Here is a 21,727-nt window from a genome sequence, read left to right as displayed (position 1 = left end):
TCCTCCATGCGTGATTATGGCAAGGTCTATACCCGCTTTTGGCTAAAGCAAAACGTTTTGTCCTGGAGTGACTCAGCGAAGTTGCTAGGACTGTATTTGCTTACATGCCCACATTGTAATTTGCTTGGCTGCTTTCGATTGCCGATTGGTTACGTTGCTTCTGACTTGAACTGGGATGAGCAACAGGTTGCCAAGGCTCTAAATGAGTTAGAACAAGATCAGTTCCTCATTCGTTGCGAGGAATCCGGTTGGACTTTGATTCGGAGCTTTCTGAAGCACAACCCAATCGAAAACCCGAACCAAGGTAAGGCCGCCTTTCGGTTGCTAAAAGATGTACCTGCCGACTTCGTTGGTATGGCATCGCTTTTGAAATCTCTTGCCGGTTTTCAAGCTCGGCTTCCAGAAGAATTTTCATCATTGTTTATGCCTGATGGCAACCCGGTAAGGGACTCTCAACGGTCGGATGACTCTGAGAGAAGCAATAAACCAACAGTTAAAACTGTTGGCCACATACAGTTTGAAGACTTCTGGGATGTACAAATACGCAAAGAAAAAAAAGCGAAAGCCAAAGAAGAATGGCTACGCATGGGCCTCAATGAAGACCATGAACTCGCCTTGGAAGTGCTAACACGCTGGAAAGAGCAACGAGACAACCGATTGCAGTATCAAGATCGGACTAAGACCCCTATGCCACATAACTGGCTTTTAAACCGGCAATGGGAAGACGAGTACGTTCGCATTGATGAAGTACAGCAATCATCGACGAGCCTAAAGGGCAGCAATCACCAGTTGAACATTGAAGAAAGCAATCGCCGCATTGCTGAAAGCTGGGCCGGACCAGGTATTCGGGAGGTTCGTTCAAGTGCAGGAGGTTGATAAACGCGAGTTTGCTGAAGTTTGGGGAGCTGCTTGGGCCATGTATGGCAAAAGCGTATCACCACAATTGCTATCCATCGCATTTGAAGCCCTTCGTGCTTATAGCATTGAAGAAGTGCGAATCGGTCTGACTCGGCATATTCAATCACCGGATACTGGGCAATTTTTTCCAAAGCCCGCTGACGTCATCAAGCATATCGATGGCAACTCGGGTTCAAGAGCCATGGTTGCTTGGAACAAAGTTGACAAGGCTGTTCGTCAGGTTGGCGCTTGGACATCCGTGATGTTTGACGATGCGCTTATTCACCGCGTTATTTCAGACATGGGGGGATGGGTTGAACTCTGCAAGGTAGATGACAGGGAATACCCCTTTAAACAAAAAGAGTTTTTAACACGCTACCAGGCTTACTTGTTGCGGGACGAAGTGGGTGAATACCCAAGGCTATTACAAGGTATTGCAGACCATCAGAACCAGCAAAAAGGATTTGATATGCAAGCGCCGGTTGCCGTGGGCGACTGGTCAAAAGCAGCACAAGTTTATACAAGAGGCATCACCGACTTTAGCGCAGTGCCTTTGAAAAGAATAAGCCCGAAAGCCATTCAGGCGCTTCTCGGAAATCAATTAGAGGACAAAAATGAAAACGATTAAATCAAAAACCATTGCCCTAGTGATAGCCATGTCCGCAAGCACTTCAGTCTATGCGTTTCCGGGCTATCAGTGGGAAAAAGCAGCACAAAGCGTTGGTATTGATCCAGTCATGCTCTACGCCGTTGCCTTGGCTGAGTCGGCCTCACATCGTGGTCTCAACATGACCAGTCCATGGCCATACGCAATTCGCAATGGTTCAAACGCAACCTACGCCAAATCTAAGACAGAAGCAGAGAAACTGTTAAACCAAGCACTGCAAGAGACTGAAAAATATCAGCTCGATATTGGCCTTATGCAAATCAATTTGCATTGGCATGGGCATCGGGTGAGCTCAGCAGCGGAACTGCTAGACCCCATCACCAACCTTACGGTCGGCTCAAGTATTTTGGCCGAAGCAATCAAGTCTTCACCAAATGATTTAGAGCTTGGCATAGGCCGCTATCACAGTTGGAACGAAGAGCGTGCACGCTGGTATGGGCAAAGAGTGCTTTCTATCTATCGCAATATTTTACATGAACTGGAGGTCCGTCAATGACAACCAATCAACAAGACTTCTATCAATTAAATTTGGCGTACCTACACGCAGCACGAGAATTAGCGCGAATTGATCCGCAAGAGGCCGTCTTGCGCTTTGGACTTACACGCGACGTGGTTGATGCTTTGATTAATGCTGGTGTTGATGACCTGCAACGAGTGGCGACCTCATCATTCATGCTGTTTCAACCAAGGGGTAACCAAAGCCAACTGATTGAGATGGTGAAGAGCAAAGGCACAGGTATCCCAAGAATCGCTTATTTATTATCAACCCTAAACAACAAGGGGGATGCATGATTGATAACCTGTCCAAAAGTGAGCTATTTACCCGAGCCTCGCTGCTTATTAAATACGGATTTCGAACAACCATTATCGCGCTCGATACAGGTTTGCCAATCCACATTATCAGAAGGCTCCATAAAGAAGTGACTGGCAAGTCACCTTGTCCTGGTCAATTGCCAGAATCTGATGCCATCGTCAAAAGCAGAAGAGCATTAGTTGAAGGCTCCCTGCTTATGGCGCTTTATGTCAATATTGGTGGTGATAATGTCTACAAGCAATTAAATATCGATGCTTTGATGAAGGCTTACGATGCGTATTTGGTTGCAAGAGAAGAAGCAGATCTTCCAGCTGAGATCCCCTGGAAAAAACTGACCATCAATGAAGGTTGGGTTCTAGCTCGTGATTTAAGATCACAGCTTGCATCCTTACACCGGTGTCGATGCGGCAGTCTGTATTTGACGGTATCACAACAGCGCATTCAGCTTAAATGCCCTGTGTGTGAGATTATGGCCGAGCAAACCACTAGAGCACTTTTTGAGAACTAACATGCTGATGCATGATTTGATTGTGCACCGTCTGTGCACTTTGAGAGTACTAAGAAGATGACAAACTTACTTAAATCTTTACCAGCACGCTGCTGGTTTATATCACTGGGGCTTTTTCTGGCGACTTTGGCAGCGGCTCATTTCTTTCCATCAGAAATATTAACGGCATCTGCCAAGTTAGCGGCTTTGCCATTTCTGTTCTGCACCGTCGTTTTTTTCAGCTACTTGGGATTCAAAGCGACCTGTAATCCCATCGGACTTATAGCCATAATCACTATGCTTGTAGCAATCGCATATTGGCAAGCGAGTTGGACAATTGTTGGTTTGGGACTCTTTTTCTTAGCTATTTGTACTGGAATTAGATTCTTGAGTAGCCAAGTTAAAGATTCGGGTAGAACTTTGAGCATTGAAGAAAAATGGTATTGGTATAAGCTCCATTCGTTTTTTGATGGCTTTTATCCAAGGTATCCCAAAAAGCCAAAAAAATAGCCAGCCCATCACAAGCTGGCTACCTTCTGTTTTTAGTTCCTTCCTGAAGCCTGGTTATAGGCCCTAATATCGATCAAGTTGTTCTGAGCATAATCTCCAGCGAGGGATGCATTTGAGATCACTGCAATCTGCTTATCCACAAATGCTTTATCTTCTTCGGACACACTGTCGGGGATGTAAGCACCGCTCTCATCTTTTTGACGATACTCATTTAGCATTTGCTCCCTTAGACCAAGCATTTCAGGCGACCAACTCGATGAGTCTTCAGAGTTGAAAACGCGCCCCGCCAAACCTTCATTGAAAGCTTGAGCGAACACTTGACTTTGAATCGGGGTCAATCCCATTCTCTGCCCTTCGCTGTATGCTTCCTGTTTAAAATCATCGGCATACTGTTCTAAGAACTCACCATATCGATTGTTAACTGCCGCACCGAATGCCCCAGCCAACATGGCTTCAGACTTAGTACCCCAGTTTACTTCGGAGGCATACTGCGAACTCGATCCACTGTATGCATCATTAAACGCCGTCAATGGGTTTTCCAAAGAGGTTCCGGCGTCAACGGCTGCTTTTAAGCCATCCCAGGTTGATTTACTGGCCACCGTTGCATTGTGCAAGAAACCTCGTGAGCTAGGGTCTTCAAGTGCTTGCTCCTTGTAACTCTCATAGTCTTCGCCAAAGTGATTCAAGGTATGCAGTGCTGCATCAGTATGCTTGCCACTGAAGTCACCAATAGCACTGGCGCTGTTGAAGAACATTTCAGCACCAGAAACTCCGCTATCATCAGCCATAATGCGAGATCGCCACTGAGAGCCAGCTTCACTGTTTAGTCCAGATTGATAGGTACTTGTGTCAGAAACTACGGCCTGTTGGGCTTGTTGTTGATGCGCATTTAGTTGTCCATCAACACCAGACAAATTAGTTTGGTAAGCTGATTGAGCTGCGTTGAACTGAGTTTGAACAGTTGCAGCATCCTCGTAGCCGCCCAATACACCCGATTCCACTTGGCTTTGAGTGCCACCAAAAGTAGGTGCAGTTGATGACAAGCCTTCATTAGAGCGTGGCTGAATAGATCGTAAATCGGCTCCGGTAGCCATGGCCATAACAGTCATTGCTGCTTGATAGTCATTGTCTCGTTCAGCGGGCGTCGAGGAGTTGCTATAGGTTAAAGACTCCATAGCTGCGGCCACATACGCCTGATTATCATCAGGTAGCAAGCGCTGATACATTGGAAGGTTTTCACGTAATCGGTTACCTGCTTCAACATGCTGGTTCATATAGCGACCTAAATAATCCATGACTTCAGGATTATCCGCTGCTAATCGAGTTAACGTCGCACCATCCGTGTTCCTTTGTCCTGATAGACTGTAGCTGGCCTGATCAAGCTCACTAAAGCGGTTTGATGCCGTGATAACGTCTTGTGCTGAACTCTGAAGTGACTGATAGTCTTGATTAGACAACGACATCTCAACGCCAGAGCGTCTTGAATCTGAAAGGTCCTTAACCATCGCATCGCGAAACTCAGCACGTCGTGAATCACTCGATGCCAAGCTTTGCATCTCCCCAGTGAGCGTATTTGCGGTCGTAGACCGAGAACTGCCTTCTGACGACTCAACTTGGCCACTAAAGTTACCACCTAGATCCAACCCAGCTCGTACCCTTGATAGTTTTGGTACACGAGATGAATCTGGCTTATCAACTCCAGGCAAATTACCTTGTGGAGAATCATTGCCTCCCGTTCCAAGAAGCCTCCCAAGAAAACCCTTATCGGCAACTTCTTTCTCACCGGGATTAGTAATGGTTCCATCGCCACCAACCCTTAGTCCGCCAGATAACACGCCCGATACCAAGCCACGTACAGCGTCTTTTTTATCGTCACCGAAACCATACCGTGTTTGCAGGTCATCAGTGACCTGATTAACAACGGCGCTAGATGCGGAATTAGAAGAACCAATCTGACGTCCAACCGAAGAAAGGTTGTCGTAACTTAGCTTTTCACCAAAAGTTCGGCTCATGGTGTTGCCAACTTGACGGCTAAAGGCTTGAGTTGCCTGAGTCATGGATTCTTTTGCAGAGCCGACCATTGAACCCACCGCATTTCCGACAGAGAAACTGCTAAGTAGGTTTGACGCGCCGGTCATAGCAGAACCAGTGAGGGCTGAATTTTGGAACATTGACTGTGATTGCATCACCGGGGCATTTTTCGCGACATCTGGACTTGCCATCTTTTCATCAATTGCATCACCGTTTTGAAGACGTCCAGCCAAGTGGGTAGCGGTTATTGCTGAGCCATACACGAGCATGAGCGAAATCGCCGGAACACTCGACGCCAACATGCCGCCAGTAGCTATCCAGGTTTGCAGCACTGAATCCATCTGCATCATCCCAGCAAAAGATGGCACTTCTGTACCTGCAAAGGCATCAAGAGCCGACATTTTCCCAGCAACAGTTAAATGGATATATAGGTTAATAATGGCCATGACAGGCATCCAAAGTTGAATCCAAAGCAGGATTAACAAGTACTTCCCGGCCATTCGCATCCCGATTTGGCCAAGGGCAATCACAAAGGCCATCAATGGGGTGATGGCGTAAATGAACCCCTCAAAAAACGTCATCATCGGACGTACGATACTTTGGAACAGGGTCTGCTCCGCCGCCCATTGTGTATTGCGCTGCTCAATCGCTTGGTTAACCATCACGGCTGCGGTGAAAGCTTGATCATCCATATACTTGCCTGTCACGCTTTGCTCATAAATAGGCAAAAGCACTGACGCGGTCATGTACTCTTGGGTGTTAACCGAAGCTAAACCAAGGTTATTCAGTGCATTTCGGATCACGTCATCAGTGTCCGTTGCAGACGAAGTCCCCAATGAGGCTGACAGAACCTGTTTAAGCCTTGGAATGAAGGTTGATTCTGTCATGAGTTTCAGCTGACTATAAGCATCGGTGCAGTCCAAATCGCTACTGCTACCACTGAGCATGATGCGCGTGCCATAAATGCGCGAATCAAACCTAATCGCAGTCATCGGGTTGGGGTCACTCAGCACCTGATCGAGGTTCTTTTGTCCAATGTCGATACCAATCAAGGTGCACTCTTTGATGTAGTTAAGCCACGATTGCTCGATGTCCGAACCGGCGACACGATTTGCATCACCCAAACCAGAGCGATCCATCACCTGTTTTCTCACTTTAATCAGTGACTGTAAACTGGATGCAAAGCCGTATTCCGTCATGGCGGGAGTTGAGAAGGCGGTTTCAAACAATCGCGTGATTTGAAAGCCAACAGTCGAAATCGTACTGCCTGCGGCAGCAACACCGATGGGCACATTATCAACCACTCGAACTTGTCCCGTGTACGCATCCTCAATGCTCACGCGGGTACTGGGTCCAAACATGGTTGCAAAGACTAGCCATGAGACTAAAACGTGTTGAAAGTTAATCCCACGACCACCTTGTATTAAGGCCTGAACAGAGACCATCAATACTCCAATGAGTAAGCCAATGCGAACCATTGAAGTAAAGTCGCCTGTACCAGTGATCATCGCGACAGCGTTCAAGACCTGCTCTAAAAAAGCCGAATCCCCGATGGAATAGATTTCCCACATTATCTATTCCCCCAGTGCCGTAGATTTAACGGTGTAATAACGCTGCTTGCGAATGGTCTGAATCACCTGATTAAAATGCGCCAGCAATTCTTGCTCTGAACCGTATCTTCGCTGTAACGCGGCGTATTCCTCATTGATTTGGCGACGTGCACGTTCAAGGTCTTCAGTTAACAACTTCGCATAGGCATGATCTTCTACACCAGAGGTGCTTCTAGCTGCATTGAGCATGTCTTCAACCAATGCTCGGGCCATCTCAACAGCAATAAATGGCGCCGCTCGTGAAGCAAACGACCTAGCAGCCCCTTCATTTAATGCAGAAAGTGTTCGAATCATGCCGCCAATGCTCGCAGGAGCCGATGTCATAAAAGCCTTTTCGGTGGTGCTAGCAGCTCCTGTATTTCGAGCAAACTTAAAAATAATGCCGTTACTGGAACCTGTACCAAGAAGTAAATTTTCTACTTGGGTTGATAACCCCGTCAGGGTCACGTTAGTGATTGTCGGATTCAGACAGCCGTCTTGTGTCACTGTGTCACATCGGTACATAGCGACGTTACCGCCGTGAATTAGATGCTCAATAGTCACTGTATTGCCATTCAGTCTGGTCAGTTTCGGGGCTTTACCTTGGCCATCAGCGGCATTAGCTAGATCACCAACGATGATCGAACCCGTCACCGACATAACTGCTTCAAGAAAACGGTCATCCCCCGATGCAAACCAGCTTGATGCCGAATGACGTTTCAGTGCTCGCCAAACCAAGTTACCTTTAATCGTTCTGTTTACATCAGATGCCGCGACACTCGAAGCGTTCTCATATGGGTTCTTACCATTGGACTCACTCCAACTGGTAAAAATGTCCCCAGCCCCTTTAAGTGAGCTCAACATGCTGGCTTCTGTTTGCCCCTTTTTACCAAAAGCAGCCAGGGTATCGTTCACGACTCCCTGAGCCATTTGACAGGAATTACCAAAATACTCGTTCAACTGCTGGATTTTCTTTTGCAGTGTCTCCATGTGCTGGGAGCATTTCTCACACATAGCACTGAGCGCCAATTGGAATGCATACCCCTTGGCGTTTGCAGCAACAGAGCGAAGTAATTGAACAAACTGATCCGCGTTAACAAATGACAAACTTCCCGCGAACATATCAATGCCGCCACAACCGGCTTGGAATGACGGTGGCACCATAGAGACGAGGTTCTCGTTCATGATCCTGTTACGAACAACAACGCTTCCTCCAGATATAACGCCACGCCGCTGACTCTCGAATACACCAGGCGCAGTGGTGTTGGTCATTGAACCAAACAACTGGTTCATCTCCTGTTGCAAGCTTGCTTGGCTCATAGATGAAAAACCAATCGCACAGGCGATTAGCGATACTCGAAATACTTTTTTCATTGTTATAACCCTCCTTGTACACGCAGATAGCGAACAAGGAACTCAGGGTCCTGTAATATCTTTTCGTTAAGCTCTTGGGCTGACATCGCGAGTGACACGCCGGGTTGAACAGGTCTGGTGGCATAGTAAGTTTGATCGTCAATCCAACCGGCTTGATGGGCTGCGAGAATGATTCGATTATTGAGCTCATCAAGGCTCATTGCTCCTTGTCCAATCGGAGTAATAACGTTAGGCGGGTCAACTAAGAACACGGCAGGGACAGTCGTAACGGACAAGGATTGTGCTTGTCCTGAATCGACTTTGTAATTGGGAAACTCTCCACCGGGTAAAGGCAAGCCATCGACAGCAATAGCAAACACCTCGAACCCATAGTTCAAGGCCATAGATTCGATGATAGGCGCTTGAGCATGGCAATAAGGGCAATCCGAACGATAGAAAAAGAACAAACCAGCCCGCTTCGCTACTTCACCTAAAGCTACATCACGTTGAGCGCCAGCTTCTCGATCCATCCGATTGGCAGCATAGGTCGCCAAGGGTCTGCGACTGATTTCATCCAAAACAGGATCGCCCATGACCACCTGCTGACTAACATCAGCAAATAGTGAGCCTTTATCCATCATAACGCGCTGAAGATACAGATAGGCTCTGACGTTTTCAGTCGTTGGTTCATCAATTGCCTTGTCCATAAACGATTGCATATGCTCTCGGAACCATGCGGCACTGAAGGGCTTTAGTTCGCTCTGACTGGACTCCACGACACCAGATTCCGGCTCTATCAGCTCATCAGGCTGTTCAGGTTCAGGAATGACCTGATACCAAAACCAGCCTTCCTGACCACGTTGATAGAATGGCCCATCACTGGCATGGGCGGGCAGGATTAAAAGAAAGAAAATAATGATTGGGATGGTCACCCATAGGATGAACCAAGGTAACAAAGGCGTTCTCATTGTCAGCTCCAGAAAATTTCATAGAGCTAACATGCTAAAGATCCCCGTTAGAGCGATTGGACAGATAGATGAAGGAATTGTGTGTGTTTCTGACTAGCTGTTATGACTAGTAGCAACAACTAGCGTTAACGAGCCAAATTTATACTTGGACCGCTTTGAGCGAAAAGAGGAAATGTCATCCGTTCTAAAATGTTCTTGCTAATGTCCGCTTTGTTTTCGCTGTGAACATGATGCTTAAAAGAAAAACCTCAAGAGCTCAGGATTTCAATAAAAATGTGAAAATTTATCGGGCTAACCTGTCAGATCATCAGTATCCAACCAATTGCATTGGTTCATTCAAATATACTTTGGCCATATAGTTTTCCAGTTGCTCGTTCAATTGAGATACTTGTGAGGCCTTTTCACGTTTTAGAAAAATAACAAGGTTGGTAATACTTTGAAAAGTTGGCTTCTAAGACAAACGATATCAGTTGACAAGAATCACCGTCATTTATATGATTGACCACTCACTAAAGTAAGTGGTACTTTTATGTCTAATTTAGGTCGTCCAGTGAATTATGCAGCTCGAGAGGCTAAAATCGAGGCTATTCTTGATGGTGCTGTGCAATGCTTTGTTAAAAAAGGCTTTCATGGCGCTGGCATGGCGGAGATTTCTCGTGTTGCAAAAGTCAGCCAGGCAAGTCTCTATCAATACTTCGCCTCAAAAAATGAACTCATTCTGGAAATCGCCAAGCGCTATTCTTCCAGAGATCTCGATGCTTTGAGAAGAATTGAGAGCGCTAGTGATTTCATGGATGCTTTGGAGCAAGAGGCCTATCTCACAGGCGATAAAATAGGAACTATTATGTATCTGGAGATCCTCGCAGAGTCATCCAGAAACCCAGAAATTAAGAAAGCGGTACAGGATTCAGGTCAAGAGCTCTTTGACACCTGTTGTACCATGATCAAGAAATTACAGGATAAAGATGAGACAAGTTATTTGCTCACACCCGAGCAAATAACACACTATATCTTTGCCTACATTGATGGTTTGTCCTGCCAGATAGCGACTGCGGATATCGAGTATTCGCGTGAACTTTTACGTCAGCTTGTTCAGACCCTTCTTACACCAAAAAAGTAATTAATATTTAAGCCATACCTCAAGAGGGTTTGTTATGAGTTCGCCATTTTATATACTCGAACGATCAGTTATATTATTAAGGAAATTTAGTAAATATGCATTAGTTTGCCTACTTGTCTTATTACAGGGTTGTAGCAGTGAAAGTATACCTGAGCCCACTGAACAGAACATTCGAGTGGTAACACTCAACGAAGTGGGTGCAAACGCGCATTACCAAGAATCTCGCTTTTCTGGAATAACACAAACAGAGAGCAGAGCGCAGCTCTCGTTTGGCGTTCCTGGCAAAGTGCAAAAGGTGCAGGTGGATATTGGTAGCCGGTTAAAAGCGGGCGATATCATGGCAACACTGGATTTGGAGCCTTATCAACTAGCAGTTGATAACGCCCGCTCTGAAGCCTCAAAAGCGCAGATCGCGCTTGAAGAACACCAAGCAAACTATGAACGGCTTAATCATCTCAAATCAAATAACGCAGTTTCCCAGCAAGATTTAGAGGCGGCAAGAACACTTTTCTTAACAGCTCAAGCCTCTGTGCGTGAAGCACAAAGCCGAGTCAGACTCACAGAAAGAGAACTTTCTCAAGCAGTAATAAAAGCCCCCTATGATGGTGTTGTCTCTACCAGACAAGTGGAACCCTTTGAAGAGGTGGCTCAGAATCAGGTCATATTTACTTTCGACAGTTCAGCGCAACTTATTGTTGAATCATCAATCCCCGTACCTTTGGCAAATGCTCTACGTTCTACAAATGAACAGATTATCAGTATTAGTCATCAAGGGGCGTCTTTTGAGGCTGAGTTGTCTCATATTGCAGAGCGCGCAAGTAATGGCTTGAGCTTGCCTGTTAAACTGCGTATACAAGTGCCAGAGGGAAATTTTTTACCGCCAGGTCTCGTGGTTGCAGTGAACTATCGTCTGAAAAATAGTGAAAACGTTCTCTTGGTTCCTCACGGCGCAGTTTATATTGAAGCAACAAGTAACAGCGCTTTCCTCTACTCCTTTAACGGTGAGTCCAATACCGTTAGTAAAAAACCTGTACAAATTGTCGATATTCAACCGTCAGGCTACATTATTAATGCTGAGTTGGAACTCGGAGAGAGATACGTAGCAGCCGGAGCAGCCTTTATCAGTGATGGGCAACAGGTTCGTGTTTTAGGGGAGACGCGTTAATGTCCATTACCAACTTCTCACTTGCTAACAGCCGTTTAGTGCTCTTTCTGTTTTTTATGCTTACGAGCATAGGGTTGGCGTTATACCCGAATTACCCGTCACAAGAGGAGCCCACACTCCCGATAAATGTCACTGTGATTACCGCTTATCACCCTGGTTTAGATATTTATCAAACGGAATCGCTATTGGCGCGCCCGGTTGAACGTGCTTTGCGTGAACTGGAAGAAACTAAAAATATCACCACGTCTATTCGTGCTGGAGAGATCCATATCTCTTTGGAAATTAAGGACGGAACACCAGACTACGCGCAATCATGGCTTAGAGTCAGAGCGAAAATGCAGGATGTGCAGAACTCACTTCCCGAGGGTGTATCTGGGCCTTTTGTTAACGATAGTTATGATGCTGTTGCCGTAATGACTGTTGCACTCAGTGCCCCCAATCACACGTTTGAACAACTTAGAAATAAAGCCAGTGAGTTGCGGGATTTTCTTTACGATATCCCAGGTATGGATAAAGTCACCTTGCATGGCGTTACTGAGGAGCAAGTGAACATCAATCTTAAACCGTTTGCTGCGTCGAAATTTTCGATAAAGCCTAATGATATCTACCTGCAATTACATAAAAACAATACGTTTGATGATATTGCCAGAGTGAATTTTAGCGACCAAGAGAGTCGTATTTATGTCAGAGGGAGCTATAACTCTATTGAAGATATTAAAGCGATACCTATTGTGCTGCAAGATGGCAGTCAGTTACCACTTGACACGCTAGCTGATGTGATAAGGACGACAGCACAACCGCTTAATACCGCCGCCTATTTAAACGGGGGACAGGCGATTGTTCTTGCTGGCTATATGACGCCCGGCGTAAATATGGTCGATTTCAATGATCGCCTTCGTACACAAATAGCAAAATGGGAACATGATTTACCTGCTGGCTTTCAATTGAAAATCATCACCGACCAAGGTGAAGTTGTTAATCAAGTCATATCTAAAATGATTTCAACTCTTTTGGAGACGATCCTAGTCGTGACTGTAGTCACTGTTATCGCCTTGGGTTTACGCGCTGGTTCACTGGTGGGATTAGCCGTGCCCATTACAGGGATTATGACATTAGTCGTTTTACGAGTGCTTGGTGTTGAGCTTAATGAGGTGAGTATCGCCTCGTTTATCATTGCACTTGGGATCTTGGTTGATAACCCGATGGTGATTGTTGAGGATATCTCAAAACGTATTAATCAAGGTGAGTCTGGTAAATCAGCAGCCTTACACGCCGGAAAGACACTGGGTACGCCAATGCTGATTGCTAGCCTAACGGTTATCCTGGCATTCGCCCCACCTATGTTCACCGATAATATCACTGCGATTTATATGCAGACGCTAACCATCGTTATTGGCGTCATGCTGATCATTTCCTGGTTTGTTGCCATTATGCTGGTGCCGATTTTGGCGCAGTGGTCTATAAGAAAAGGTAAAAACACTTCTGAGCAAAGTGAGCTCTCGCGCTTAATGATGATCATGTCTCGCTTTTGGGACAAAGTCATTAGCTGGCCAAAAGCATTTTTAGCAGGTGCGACAGCAAGCCTGATCCTATCGTTATTTTTATCTGCGACTATTCCAGAGGCATTCTTTCCACCGTCGGAACGCTCACAAATGCAAATATCCCTTGAGCTCCCAGCAGGTACGCCTGCAAACCGCACAGCTGAAGTTGCACAAGAAATGACGCGATGGCTTGCAGAGGAACAACGTTTTCCGCAGATTACAGGCGCTACTGCGTATGTTAGTGAAGGGGGGCCACGCTTTATCCTAGGCCTGAATCCGCCAGATCCGGCTCCGCATACCGCTTACTTTGTTATCAATCTTAGTAAAGAAACCAATGTTGCGGCTTTTGTAAGCCAACTTAGGGCTGAGATGCCTCCTGTTTTCCCCTATGCCAAGCTCGGGATTAACCCGTTTTTCATGGGCTCCACGCCTCCAGGCGAAGCAGCCATTAGAATCATCGGCAACAACCATAGTAATTTATTACAGGCTGCTGCAACGATTCAAGAGGCGCTTAGCAAAGTAGATGGAACCATTAACATCAAGCAGGACTGGGAACAACCTATCCCCAGCTTGGTGGTAAATGTAGACCAAGCCGCAGCAAGCTATGCCGGAGTCACACGAGGAGACATTTTTTCCGCTCTTAGGAAAAATACTCTCGGAGAGAGTACATCTGAGCTTCGGGAAGGAGAGTTCTTGCTGCCTATTATGCTGGCAATGCCAACAGATAACGCGTCACTGTCGCAGTTAAATAATATTCAGATTTTCTCACAATCTTCTGATAAAACCGTTTATTTATCAGAAATTGCTCGCGCTGACACAGAGTTTCATCCGTCGATTGTGAAGAAAAGAAACTTGCGGCCAACTCTGACGGTGACAGCGCTTAATCCGGCGATGACCTCTAAAGAGTTGGTTTCCAACATAGCAGAAACGTTGGAGCAGGTTCGCAATACCGGCAAAGTGCAAATCGAGTTTGGCGGAGAGATTGAGGAGAGCGAGGTCACCGCAGAAGCTATTTTTGCTTTCCTACCACTTTGTGTACTTATGATGATCATTTTATTCATCCACAAGTACAACTCGTTTCGTAAGGTGGCGATCATTGTACTAAGTATACCCTTCTGTGCCATTGGGTTACTTTTAGCACTGATCATTTTCAGGCTGCCTTTCGATTTTATGGCGAATTTAGCGATATTCGCCCTGATAGGCATTATTGTGTCGAATGCGATGCTAATTATCGAACAAATTGATATCGAGAAAGACGCAGGAAAATCTGAACTTGAATCACTCAAATCAGCTTTAATGCAACGGTTTCGCCCTATTATGTTGACACAAATAACCACTATTTTAGGGCTGCTTCCTTTGCTTATCGCCAATGATCCGCTATGGCGCTCGTTTAACGTTGTGATAATGGGCGGCCTTATTTCAGGCACCATTGCATCCTTTATCGTTGTGCCAAGCTTATATGTTTTGTTCTTCACAAAAAAAGCAGCAAGGGCAATCTAAATGAATGACTTATTACTCTATATCAGTGTCTTTGTGGGGGCGGCAATTCCGGTGCTCGAAGTTTGGATTGCCGTCCCATTGGGTGTTATTGCTGGGTTACCATGGTTTCCGTCTGCACTTGCAGGCTTTTTCGGAAATTTGCTTTCGCTGTTACCCATAATTTATGCCAGTGAAAAAGTTAAGTTATTTATGAAGCGTTGGCGAAATAAACCCGAAACTGAGCAAGCTGCCCCCGACATAATGGATCGTAAACATGTAATTATGGAAAAATTTGGTGTTCCAGGCTTGGCTTTTTTGGGGCCATTTTTGATTGGTATCCATGCCGCTGGAGCATTCGCAATTGCCATGGGGGCTAGCAGAAAGGTTGTTATGTTTTGGTTTACCTTGTCACTGCTGGTTTGTTCGTTACTATTTGGATTTTTGGCATCATTGGGGATTACCCAAGTAGGAGAAGGAAAACAGCTCCCCTTTACGTAATGGTGTCGAAACATGAGCTTTCTGGTAGTCAGACCTGTCGCTGGCTATAGTTACTTAGTAAGTTACCCATACTAATAATGGGTAACTTCACTCCTCGCCAAATTCAGGCACAGCCAAATTCAGGCACATCCCCATACCTATCTCAACTATATAGGCTAAACTGTTAGCACAGGCTAGTAAAATCTGTTAAATCAAAATGAACACACTTATCACGAACGCCCCCCTCACTGAAGTATGGATATAAATGATGTTTCATAAAAATGAGAGTACTTTGACCGCCATAATACAGTTGAGCAAGCTTGAACTTAGTAGTGATTATTTAAACAAAAAATTTAACGACTATCGGTTATATACAGCTGCGATTTTACTGACACTCATTCCTTTGGGGCTTGCCGAAGGTATTTTTGACTACAAATCACATCCTGAAATAAGAAGTGAGTTGTTTCAGCTGAGACTTTACTTTCTTCTATTAGTGATACCTGCTTGGATTATCTTAAAATCAAGCAGTTTGAAATTATCTACGGCAACAATTTTAATAACCCTAGTTTTTTCTGCGTATCTCGGCATAAAAATAATAGAGCATTCTGGCGAAGAATTAGTGACAACAGTGAGTAATGTTGCACTCTATCCCTTTTTTATCTTTTTTGTTCTCATCGGCTTCTCAATCTACATTCAGATTTTATTTCTTACTGTTGCTTTTTCCTTTGTTGTTCTATCCGAAAACCATGGCGTGCTAGATGAGCTGATACAAAACGTTTATTTCCAGATCTCAGTGCAATCGAGCGTTTCAGCTTTATTAATTATGCTTGTTTTTTCATGGAGTTATTATCATCGTTACAACCTTCAACTCGCTTTAGAGAAGTCCTCCCAAACAGATCCGTTAACTGGTGTTGCAAACCGGCGTCACTTTGATAACCAACTTAAATCAGAGACAACTCGGAGTGCTCGCTCGAGCGTTGAATGCGCTCTAATCTTACTCGATATAGACCATTTTAAACGCATCAATGATACTTTTGGTCACCCTACAGGAGATCGCGTTATTTGCGCGCTTGCAGATTTATGTGTAAACCAGTCAAGAGCTACTGACCTTGTTGCTAGGCTTGGAGGAGAAGAGTTCGCAATTATCTTACCTGATACCAATATAACTGATGCGAAAAATCTTGCAGAGAGGATTCGAAAGCACGTCGAGGATGTATACGTGACTAGTGATGCAGGAGAAATTGTAAAATGGACGATAAGTTTAGGGATATCAGCCTTGCCGGTAAATAAAAGGAGTGCCAATACTATCGAAATAGTTATGGAAATGTTTATCCATCAAGCAGATAGCGCGCTTTATGAGGCAAAGAACAAAGGGCGGAATCAAACAGTATTGTCGCAACAAAATACGCTTTAATAGCATATTCAGCTAAGATGATTGAGCAGGTGAAAAAGAGTTAACTCATTTAACATTGGCAGGGAGTATTGACCGCTTTGGATTTTAAAGCGGCCATTAAGGTTTGCAAATGGAATTGACTGCAATTTTCACATAAGTAATATTCATAAATGCGAATACTACATTAACTCACTTTACTGCAAAAACCGTAACCAACGTCTTCATTGAGTCACTCGGAATCATAACAAAGTGCATTTTGCTACCAAGATGCTGCCAGAACTCGGCCTCTTGTGCATATTTTTTGGCTTTTTGGATTGCGACGCTTTCTGGTAACAGGGCTTTAGTTAGCCCCGAGCAAAGTAGCTTTGTGCACAAAGCCTTCCAAGGATGCTTGGGCTCTCCATTAGAAAGCCGTTCCACAAACCGTTCCAGTGCATGACGAGTCACCACGACAGGTCCAATGTTCGGAACGTTGATGACCTCATCGATTTCTCTCACTGTAGCATTATCGACGCTGTATTCTTCGAAGGAATGTGAGAGCCAATCGTCCTGCTTCTCTACCGAGATCTGTGCTTCCTGGTATCGAGTGAGTAAAAACCTAGTCAGGCTGTAAAGTGAATGCTGAGTTGAGCGTTGTTTCTGTAACTTTTTGATAGCTCCTTTACTGACCCGGATTTGAAGCCCATTACCGCTTCGGTTACTCCCCATCACCTCTTTCACTGACAGTAGGTGATGAATCGCATAGAGCTCAGCTGCAATTGGCTTTTGCTGCTCAGCTAGCTTGTCGTATTGCTCACCTAAATCGACCTTTAGTTCACCTCCTCTTCGAAGGCCGGTCTTCCAGTAAACCGTAAACTCACCATCAATCTGCTTTGTTAACAGGGTTAATACCATCATGTTTGTTTCTCCTATTGGTTATCTATTTTTCATTCTCCATGTTTTTTCAAATATGCAAGGCGCAAAAAAAGGGACCGAAGCCCCTTGGATCAGATATGAACTTTCGGAAAGCCCATGGCACCGTAAACATTCAGCACATCATTCCAATCCCAACTTTTCACGCCGAGTGACGTTGGTATCGGGGGGATCAGGACTTGTGTCAGAATGCCTTTTTGCCAGGCTTTTTTCTTGAGTTCATTCGCTGCATTCAGGCCGGTCTCAGAGAGATCGTGATCTGCCCAGATGTACAGCATTTTCACATTACTTGGCGGTTCAAACCTAGCCAGTAGGGTTGCGTTCACAACCGACCAACATGTTTGCCCCGTAGCTCTGGTAACCGCTAAAGCTGTTTCGATACCTTCAGACACACCTAATACCTCACCAGGCTCACCTATAGGAATGGCACCACCAGTGATTGTTCTGTCACTGGGTATCGGCATCATCTTTTTAGGCTTTTCAACCGGCGCTTTGAATCCATCTTCACTTAGGTAGATCCGATGAAACGTAGCCGAACGCCCTTGTCGAGTAACGATTTTACCTAGCAGCGCTGGGTAGCTATCGATAAACAGGCCATCTTCATCATGGTAAGGCAAGTTAGGATGAAACCTCAGCACCGAATCCCATTCAGGACGAAGCCGCGCAACAATGCCACGACGATGCAAGTAGTTCCAAACCGGTTGCGCACGAGTATCTACAAGGGATAACGTTTCTCCCCAGGTTTGATTCAAGCGATGGATAATCGCTTTGTCCTCGTCCTGCTTTTTAGTCTTCCAGTCAACCGCGTTACTCGGTACTGCCCGAGTTGGTACTTGTCCGGGTTGAATACCTAGAACTTGGCCGATTGCTTCAATAGACTGAGCAAAGTTCCATCCATTAATCCAAGACAACAGTTCAAAGCCATCATGAAAGATACCGCAGGTATTACAAACGCCACCACCGGTATATTCAGCATCTTTGAACAGCCTAAAGCCATCACGACCGCCATGAACAGGGCAAGCCACATGACGGCCTTTTCGAGCAATAGCGGCATCAAGTTCTGGCACCAATGCCGCCAAGACTTGAAGCCATTGGCCATTGAGATATGGCCTTACTGTGTCAATTTGTAAAGGTAACGCCATATAACCTCCTTAAGTTAAAAGCCGACTCCTACCACTGGTGGTAAAAGTCAGCTTGGGTCCTGCATTGAGCCGTTTGGTTAATGCAGGAACGTTAGTCAAGCTGGATACCATGTCGTCTTAATAGCCACATGATGGAATCACGAAGCACATCAGGATCGACAACCGCAGCCATTGCGCAAACACGAAAGCAAAATGGCGCTAATTCGTCATTTTGAATCCACGACAACACATCCTTGCGCAACCGAGTGCTGACACGACCGTCCAGCAATACTCGGATCGCATCCAATAGAATGCCTTCGCGTAACTGCCAGATTTCCGTGTCAGACCAAGTGACTGGGGCATCATCAAACTCAAATAGAAATTCGAGCTGTGATGACGTGTGTTGATGGGACTGCTTTTGTGATGTAGGAGAATGGGCAATGCGCCCATTCATTAAAGATAACCGCGTTCGGCAAGCGAAACGCAGCCCTCGGATGCGACCACAACATGGTCAAGCGTTCGAATATCAACAAGTGACAAGGCGTCACGGAGTCGATGAGTGATGCGTTTATCAGCTTCACTGGGGTCAGGGTCACCCGATGGATGGTTATGAACCAGTATCACTGCTGCCGCATTAAGCTCTAGCGCACGCTTTGTTACTTCCCTTGGATACACGCTCGCCGCATCTAAAGTGCCTTTGAACAGCTCTTCAAATCGAATGACGCGATGCTTTGTATCAAGAAACAGCACACCAAAAACCTCGTGCTCATACTCGTGCATCAGTGTTTGCAGGTATGAGAACGCCGACGATGGCTGTTCAATTTTTCGACCTTTACTCAATCGACCACGGGCAAGCTTAAGCGCCATATCTAAAATATCCGCTTCAGTCACTTGCTCAGGAACGATGTAAGTACCGGCTTCTTCGCCAGCTAAGAACTTTCTGTTTTTCATAGGAGTCTCCAAAAAAAAGCGGAGACGAACCCATGCCCTGACGGAGACGGAATCGTCCCCGCAGGGTGGTAAAATTGATGTGGTTACTGAATTAACAGTTGTTGTGTTACTTCGAATAACTCACGCTTTAGATCTTTGACGTCATTAATCACAATGCTTTGAGGAAAGAATTTCTCAACACTGCGTGTTTGAATCCCTATTCCCAGCAGCTCAAAGCCACTGCTTCTGCACCGGTCAACAATGTCATGCGTGGCAGTCCAATCATCTGGGTCACCATCCGTTAGCACTATCATTAGCTTTCGCTTCTGTTTTTGCGCTAACAAACTGTTTGCCGCAAACCACATCGCTTGCGCCATAGGCGTACAACCTCGTGGTTTTTGGTCAAAACAGGCGGCCCGATGTCGAACCGATTGCTTGGGCAATAACGCGATAGAAACTTCCTGATGAATACCAGGAAAATAACTGACCGCAGGTACAACACCCGGTATGCCTTCCAATGCCATGGCCAAAGCCAAAGCGGCTTCATTGGCAACATGAAAGTACTTTCGATTACCTTCTCCAATGGGTTTACCCATTGAACCCGATATATCGACCAGCAAGTGCACCGCAGCATTAGGCGCAATGCGAGGTTGCCTTTGAATAAACAATCTCGACTCACCTGCTTGTGAAGCGGCAAGACGATGGGTTGCAACTCGAAGACCGTGCCTCTTGGCATGATTCCGATTGTCCTGACTGGACTGAACCATACCTCTAAGTCGGGCTCGAATTTGAGCGGACTCAGACGCCGACAAGGTCAAGATGGCCTCGTCACCCAACATAGCTTGCTCTGCTTGGGGTAAACTGAGTGGAGTGACGCCCTGATGTCCTTCAGCTTGTTCCGACAACACTTCTGCCACTTGTGCAAAGGTATCGGGTTCAAACTGAGCGGCACTGGCCTCTAGGGCTTGTCGCAAATTGTCAGCTTGATCTGAATCACCTGTTTCAGCAACATCCCCCGTTGCAGACGAGTCTGTTTCTGGGGTTTGACTATCACTACTGTTATTGCTGTCATTACTCGCATCCTGTCCAATGTCATCACCGCCATCAGCATCAGACTCATCCTGTGGTGGACGAGATTCTTCTTCCAACATGGCAACGATGGCATCGACAAGTTTCAGCACTTCACCTGTAGTTGCCAGGCTAGGCACTGCCGTCAGCATGGCGCTTAACCGGCTCATTGCTGCGGCAGGAAAGAGTTGTCTCACTCTTTCATCAACCGCTTGGTATAATGGCGTCAGCGCTTTCTGCCCCAGATAGTGGCATCTCAAGCGAAACAACAACCAGGCTTGCAAGTTAGATGCAGGCTCAAGCTGTTCAGGTACACACATTTGCTGAGTGTCTACCATGTACTTAATCACTTGCGAAATACTGCGCCGGGTTCCGGGGTAATCCTTTGCCAATTCGTTTTCAATGCGAACGTCCTCAATGATATTGAGAAGTGCCTTACGGATCGGTTTGGACGACGCCTTCTGCACCATGTCAAAATTGGTATGCCGAATATGCGCCGCTTCATGAGCCAGATAACCCCAAGCTATCTGTTGATAGTGTGGGTCGTCTGGGTTTGCTGTTGGGATCACAATCCGCTCACCATCGGTAAACGCATCTTGTCCTTGAATAAGCACCTTCACACCAAACTTTTCGCCATAAGCGGCGGCAACGATTGGCAGTGCATTTTTTAATGGATGATTCATGGGAGTCTCCTAATCATTAGGGGGAATACTCCCTCAGCGGGAGCGTTTCCCCGCTGGGAATATGGATGTTTAAACCTGTGCTTTTAGCTTATCCAGGTCGTATTTTTGACCTAACCAAGCCACCAATTGAGCTGGACTCTCGTGCTGCTCAAATGACGTTTTAAGCTGGTCTAAACTCAGGATGTCATCCAATGTCAGACCGTACTGATCTTGTAACTGAGTAGACACCTCGTGTTGATATTGCAGCCAGGCCCGCTCAAAAGCGGTTTGCTGCAATGCCATGTTTGGAACAAACACCATGGCCGTTACCCAAGCTCCTTGTGCGCCCGCATCTGCGATCAGCACAGGGTTCTTTGGGATCACGACACTATGTGTTGAGTACGACCGTTGTACTAACGTTCGACAACACGCCACTTCTGGTATCGATTCACTTTCAACCGCATCAGTCACACCACGAAAATGTGCTTCAAACTGCTTCAGTTGGCTGGGGTTATGGATGGTTGATTGCATAATTTCCTCTTA

General features: G+C 45.8%; 20 protein-coding genes. 11 read left to right on the top strand and 9 right to left on the bottom strand.

Translation table 11 applies throughout. The features are described from left to right. The first annotated feature begins 6 nt into the window (after positions 1-6). Genes KGF88_RS01445 through eexS form a run of 6 tightly spaced genes read left to right on the top strand, consistent with a single transcriptional unit; the run spans position 7 to position 3,375 of the window. Positions 7-876, top strand: a complete 870-nt coding sequence (locus KGF88_RS01445) for a hypothetical protein (RefSeq protein WP_063528188.1) — start codon at positions 7-9, stop codon at positions 874-876. Further along, complete coding sequence (locus KGF88_RS01440; RefSeq protein ID WP_032081042.1) at positions 863-1,525, top strand: DUF6475 domain-containing protein; 663 nt, start codon at positions 863-865, stop codon at positions 1,523-1,525. Before KGF88_RS01445 ends, KGF88_RS01440 begins: the two co-directional genes overlap by 14 nt. Then, positions 1,512-2,060, top strand: coding sequence for a lytic transglycosylase domain-containing protein (locus KGF88_RS01435; RefSeq protein ID WP_004249402.1), 549 nt, complete (start codon positions 1,512-1,514; stop codon positions 2,058-2,060). Before KGF88_RS01440 ends, KGF88_RS01435 begins: the two co-directional genes overlap by 14 nt. Beyond that, positions 2,057-2,356: a flagellar transcriptional regulator FlhD gene (locus KGF88_RS01430; protein WP_000210563.1), complete on the top strand. Its 300-nt coding sequence runs from the start codon at positions 2,057-2,059 to the stop codon at positions 2,354-2,356. Before KGF88_RS01435 ends, KGF88_RS01430 begins: the two co-directional genes overlap by 4 nt. Further along, a complete protein-coding gene (locus KGF88_RS01425; RefSeq protein ID WP_000566753.1) occupies positions 2,353-2,886 on the top strand; it encodes a FlhC family transcriptional regulator in 534 nt (177 codons plus the stop codon). Before KGF88_RS01430 ends, KGF88_RS01425 begins: the two co-directional genes overlap by 4 nt. A gap of 57 nt (positions 2,887-2,943) precedes the next feature. Beyond that, positions 2,944-3,375 (top strand): entry exclusion protein EexS, encoded by a 432-nt coding sequence (gene eexS, locus KGF88_RS01420; protein ID WP_063527794.1) that lies wholly within the window; start codon positions 2,944-2,946, stop codon positions 3,373-3,375. A gap of 32 nt (positions 3,376-3,407) precedes the next feature. Here eexS and KGF88_RS01415 read toward each other — a convergent pair whose 3' ends face one another. From KGF88_RS01415 to KGF88_RS01405, 3 genes are read right to left on the bottom strand one after another with little or no spacing between them, the layout of a single operon-like run. Then, positions 3,408-6,977, bottom strand: a complete 3,570-nt coding sequence (locus KGF88_RS01415) for a conjugal transfer protein TraG N-terminal domain-containing protein (RefSeq protein WP_138558322.1) — start codon at positions 6,975-6,977, stop codon at positions 3,408-3,410. 3 nt (positions 6,978-6,980) lie between these two features. Next, positions 6,981-8,369, bottom strand: a complete 1,389-nt coding sequence (locus KGF88_RS01410) for a conjugal transfer protein TraH (RefSeq protein WP_063528980.1) — start codon at positions 8,367-8,369, stop codon at positions 6,981-6,983. A 2-nt stretch (positions 8,370-8,371) separates the two neighbouring features. After that, complete coding sequence (locus tag KGF88_RS01405; RefSeq protein ID WP_153826340.1) at positions 8,372-9,316, bottom strand: thioredoxin family protein; 945 nt, start codon at positions 9,314-9,316, stop codon at positions 8,372-8,374. A 529-nt stretch (positions 9,317-9,845) separates the two neighbouring features. Between KGF88_RS01405 and KGF88_RS01400 the strand changes: the two genes are divergently transcribed. The 5 genes from KGF88_RS01400 to KGF88_RS01380 all read left to right on the top strand — a co-directional run bounded on the left by KGF88_RS01400 (position 9,846) and on the right by KGF88_RS01380 (position 16,512). Then, on the top strand, positions 9,846-10,436 hold the full coding sequence (locus KGF88_RS01400; RefSeq protein WP_048608497.1) for a TetR/AcrR family transcriptional regulator: 591 nt from the start codon (positions 9,846-9,848) through the stop codon (positions 10,434-10,436). Positions 10,437-10,470: 34 nt separating this feature from the next. After that, positions 10,471-11,601, top strand: coding sequence for an efflux RND transporter periplasmic adaptor subunit (locus KGF88_RS01395; protein WP_028867968.1), 1,131 nt, complete (start codon positions 10,471-10,473; stop codon positions 11,599-11,601). Continuing rightward, entirely contained in the window at positions 11,601-14,642 is a 3,042-nt protein-coding gene (locus KGF88_RS01390) for an efflux RND transporter permease subunit (protein WP_028867967.1), read from the top strand. Before KGF88_RS01395 ends, KGF88_RS01390 begins: the two co-directional genes overlap by 1 nt. After that, positions 14,643-15,119, top strand: coding sequence for a small multi-drug export protein (locus KGF88_RS01385; protein ID WP_028867966.1), 477 nt, complete (start codon positions 14,643-14,645; stop codon positions 15,117-15,119). Positions 15,120-15,363: 244 nt separating this feature from the next. Continuing rightward, positions 15,364-16,512: a GGDEF domain-containing protein gene (locus KGF88_RS01380; protein ID WP_028867965.1), complete on the top strand. Its 1,149-nt coding sequence runs from the start codon at positions 15,364-15,366 to the stop codon at positions 16,510-16,512. A gap of 168 nt (positions 16,513-16,680) precedes the next feature. Here the strand turns inward: KGF88_RS01380 and KGF88_RS01375 are convergent, their stop codons facing one another. The 6 genes from KGF88_RS01375 to KGF88_RS01350 all read right to left on the bottom strand — a co-directional run bounded on the left by KGF88_RS01375 (position 16,681) and on the right by KGF88_RS01350 (position 21,715). After that, a complete protein-coding gene (locus KGF88_RS01375) occupies positions 16,681-17,388 on the bottom strand; it encodes a hypothetical protein (RefSeq protein WP_028867964.1) in 708 nt (235 codons plus the stop codon). 89 nt (positions 17,389-17,477) lie between these two features. Beyond that, entirely contained in the window at positions 17,478-18,545 is a 1,068-nt protein-coding gene (locus KGF88_RS01370; protein WP_028867963.1) for a DUF7146 domain-containing protein, read from the bottom strand. Positions 18,546-18,636: 91 nt separating this feature from the next. Then, positions 18,637-18,978, bottom strand: a complete 342-nt coding sequence (locus KGF88_RS01365) for a hypothetical protein (protein WP_032482365.1) — start codon at positions 18,976-18,978, stop codon at positions 18,637-18,639. Further along, on the bottom strand, positions 18,978-19,475 hold the full coding sequence (gene radC / locus KGF88_RS01360) for a RadC family protein (RefSeq protein ID WP_063527847.1): 498 nt from the start codon (positions 19,473-19,475) through the stop codon (positions 18,978-18,980). The genes KGF88_RS01365 and radC overlap by 1 nt, the downstream gene beginning before the upstream one ends. An 83-nt stretch (positions 19,476-19,558) precedes the next feature. Then, positions 19,559-21,205 (bottom strand): VWA domain-containing protein, encoded by a 1,647-nt coding sequence (locus KGF88_RS01355; RefSeq protein WP_063529583.1) that lies wholly within the window; start codon positions 21,203-21,205, stop codon positions 19,559-19,561. 69 nt (positions 21,206-21,274) lie between these two features. Beyond that, on the bottom strand, positions 21,275-21,715 hold the full coding sequence (locus KGF88_RS01350) for a hypothetical protein (RefSeq protein WP_153826339.1): 441 nt from the start codon (positions 21,713-21,715) through the stop codon (positions 21,275-21,277). Between the last annotated feature and the right edge of the window lie 12 nt (positions 21,716-21,727).

Source organism: Idiomarina loihiensis (genome assembly GCF_024584785.1).
Classification (GTDB): domain Bacteria; phylum Pseudomonadota; class Gammaproteobacteria; order Enterobacterales; family Alteromonadaceae; genus Pseudidiomarina; species Pseudidiomarina fusca.
Note: the sequence above shows the minus strand (reverse complement) of the source record. Positions and strands in the feature narration are given on the sequence as shown.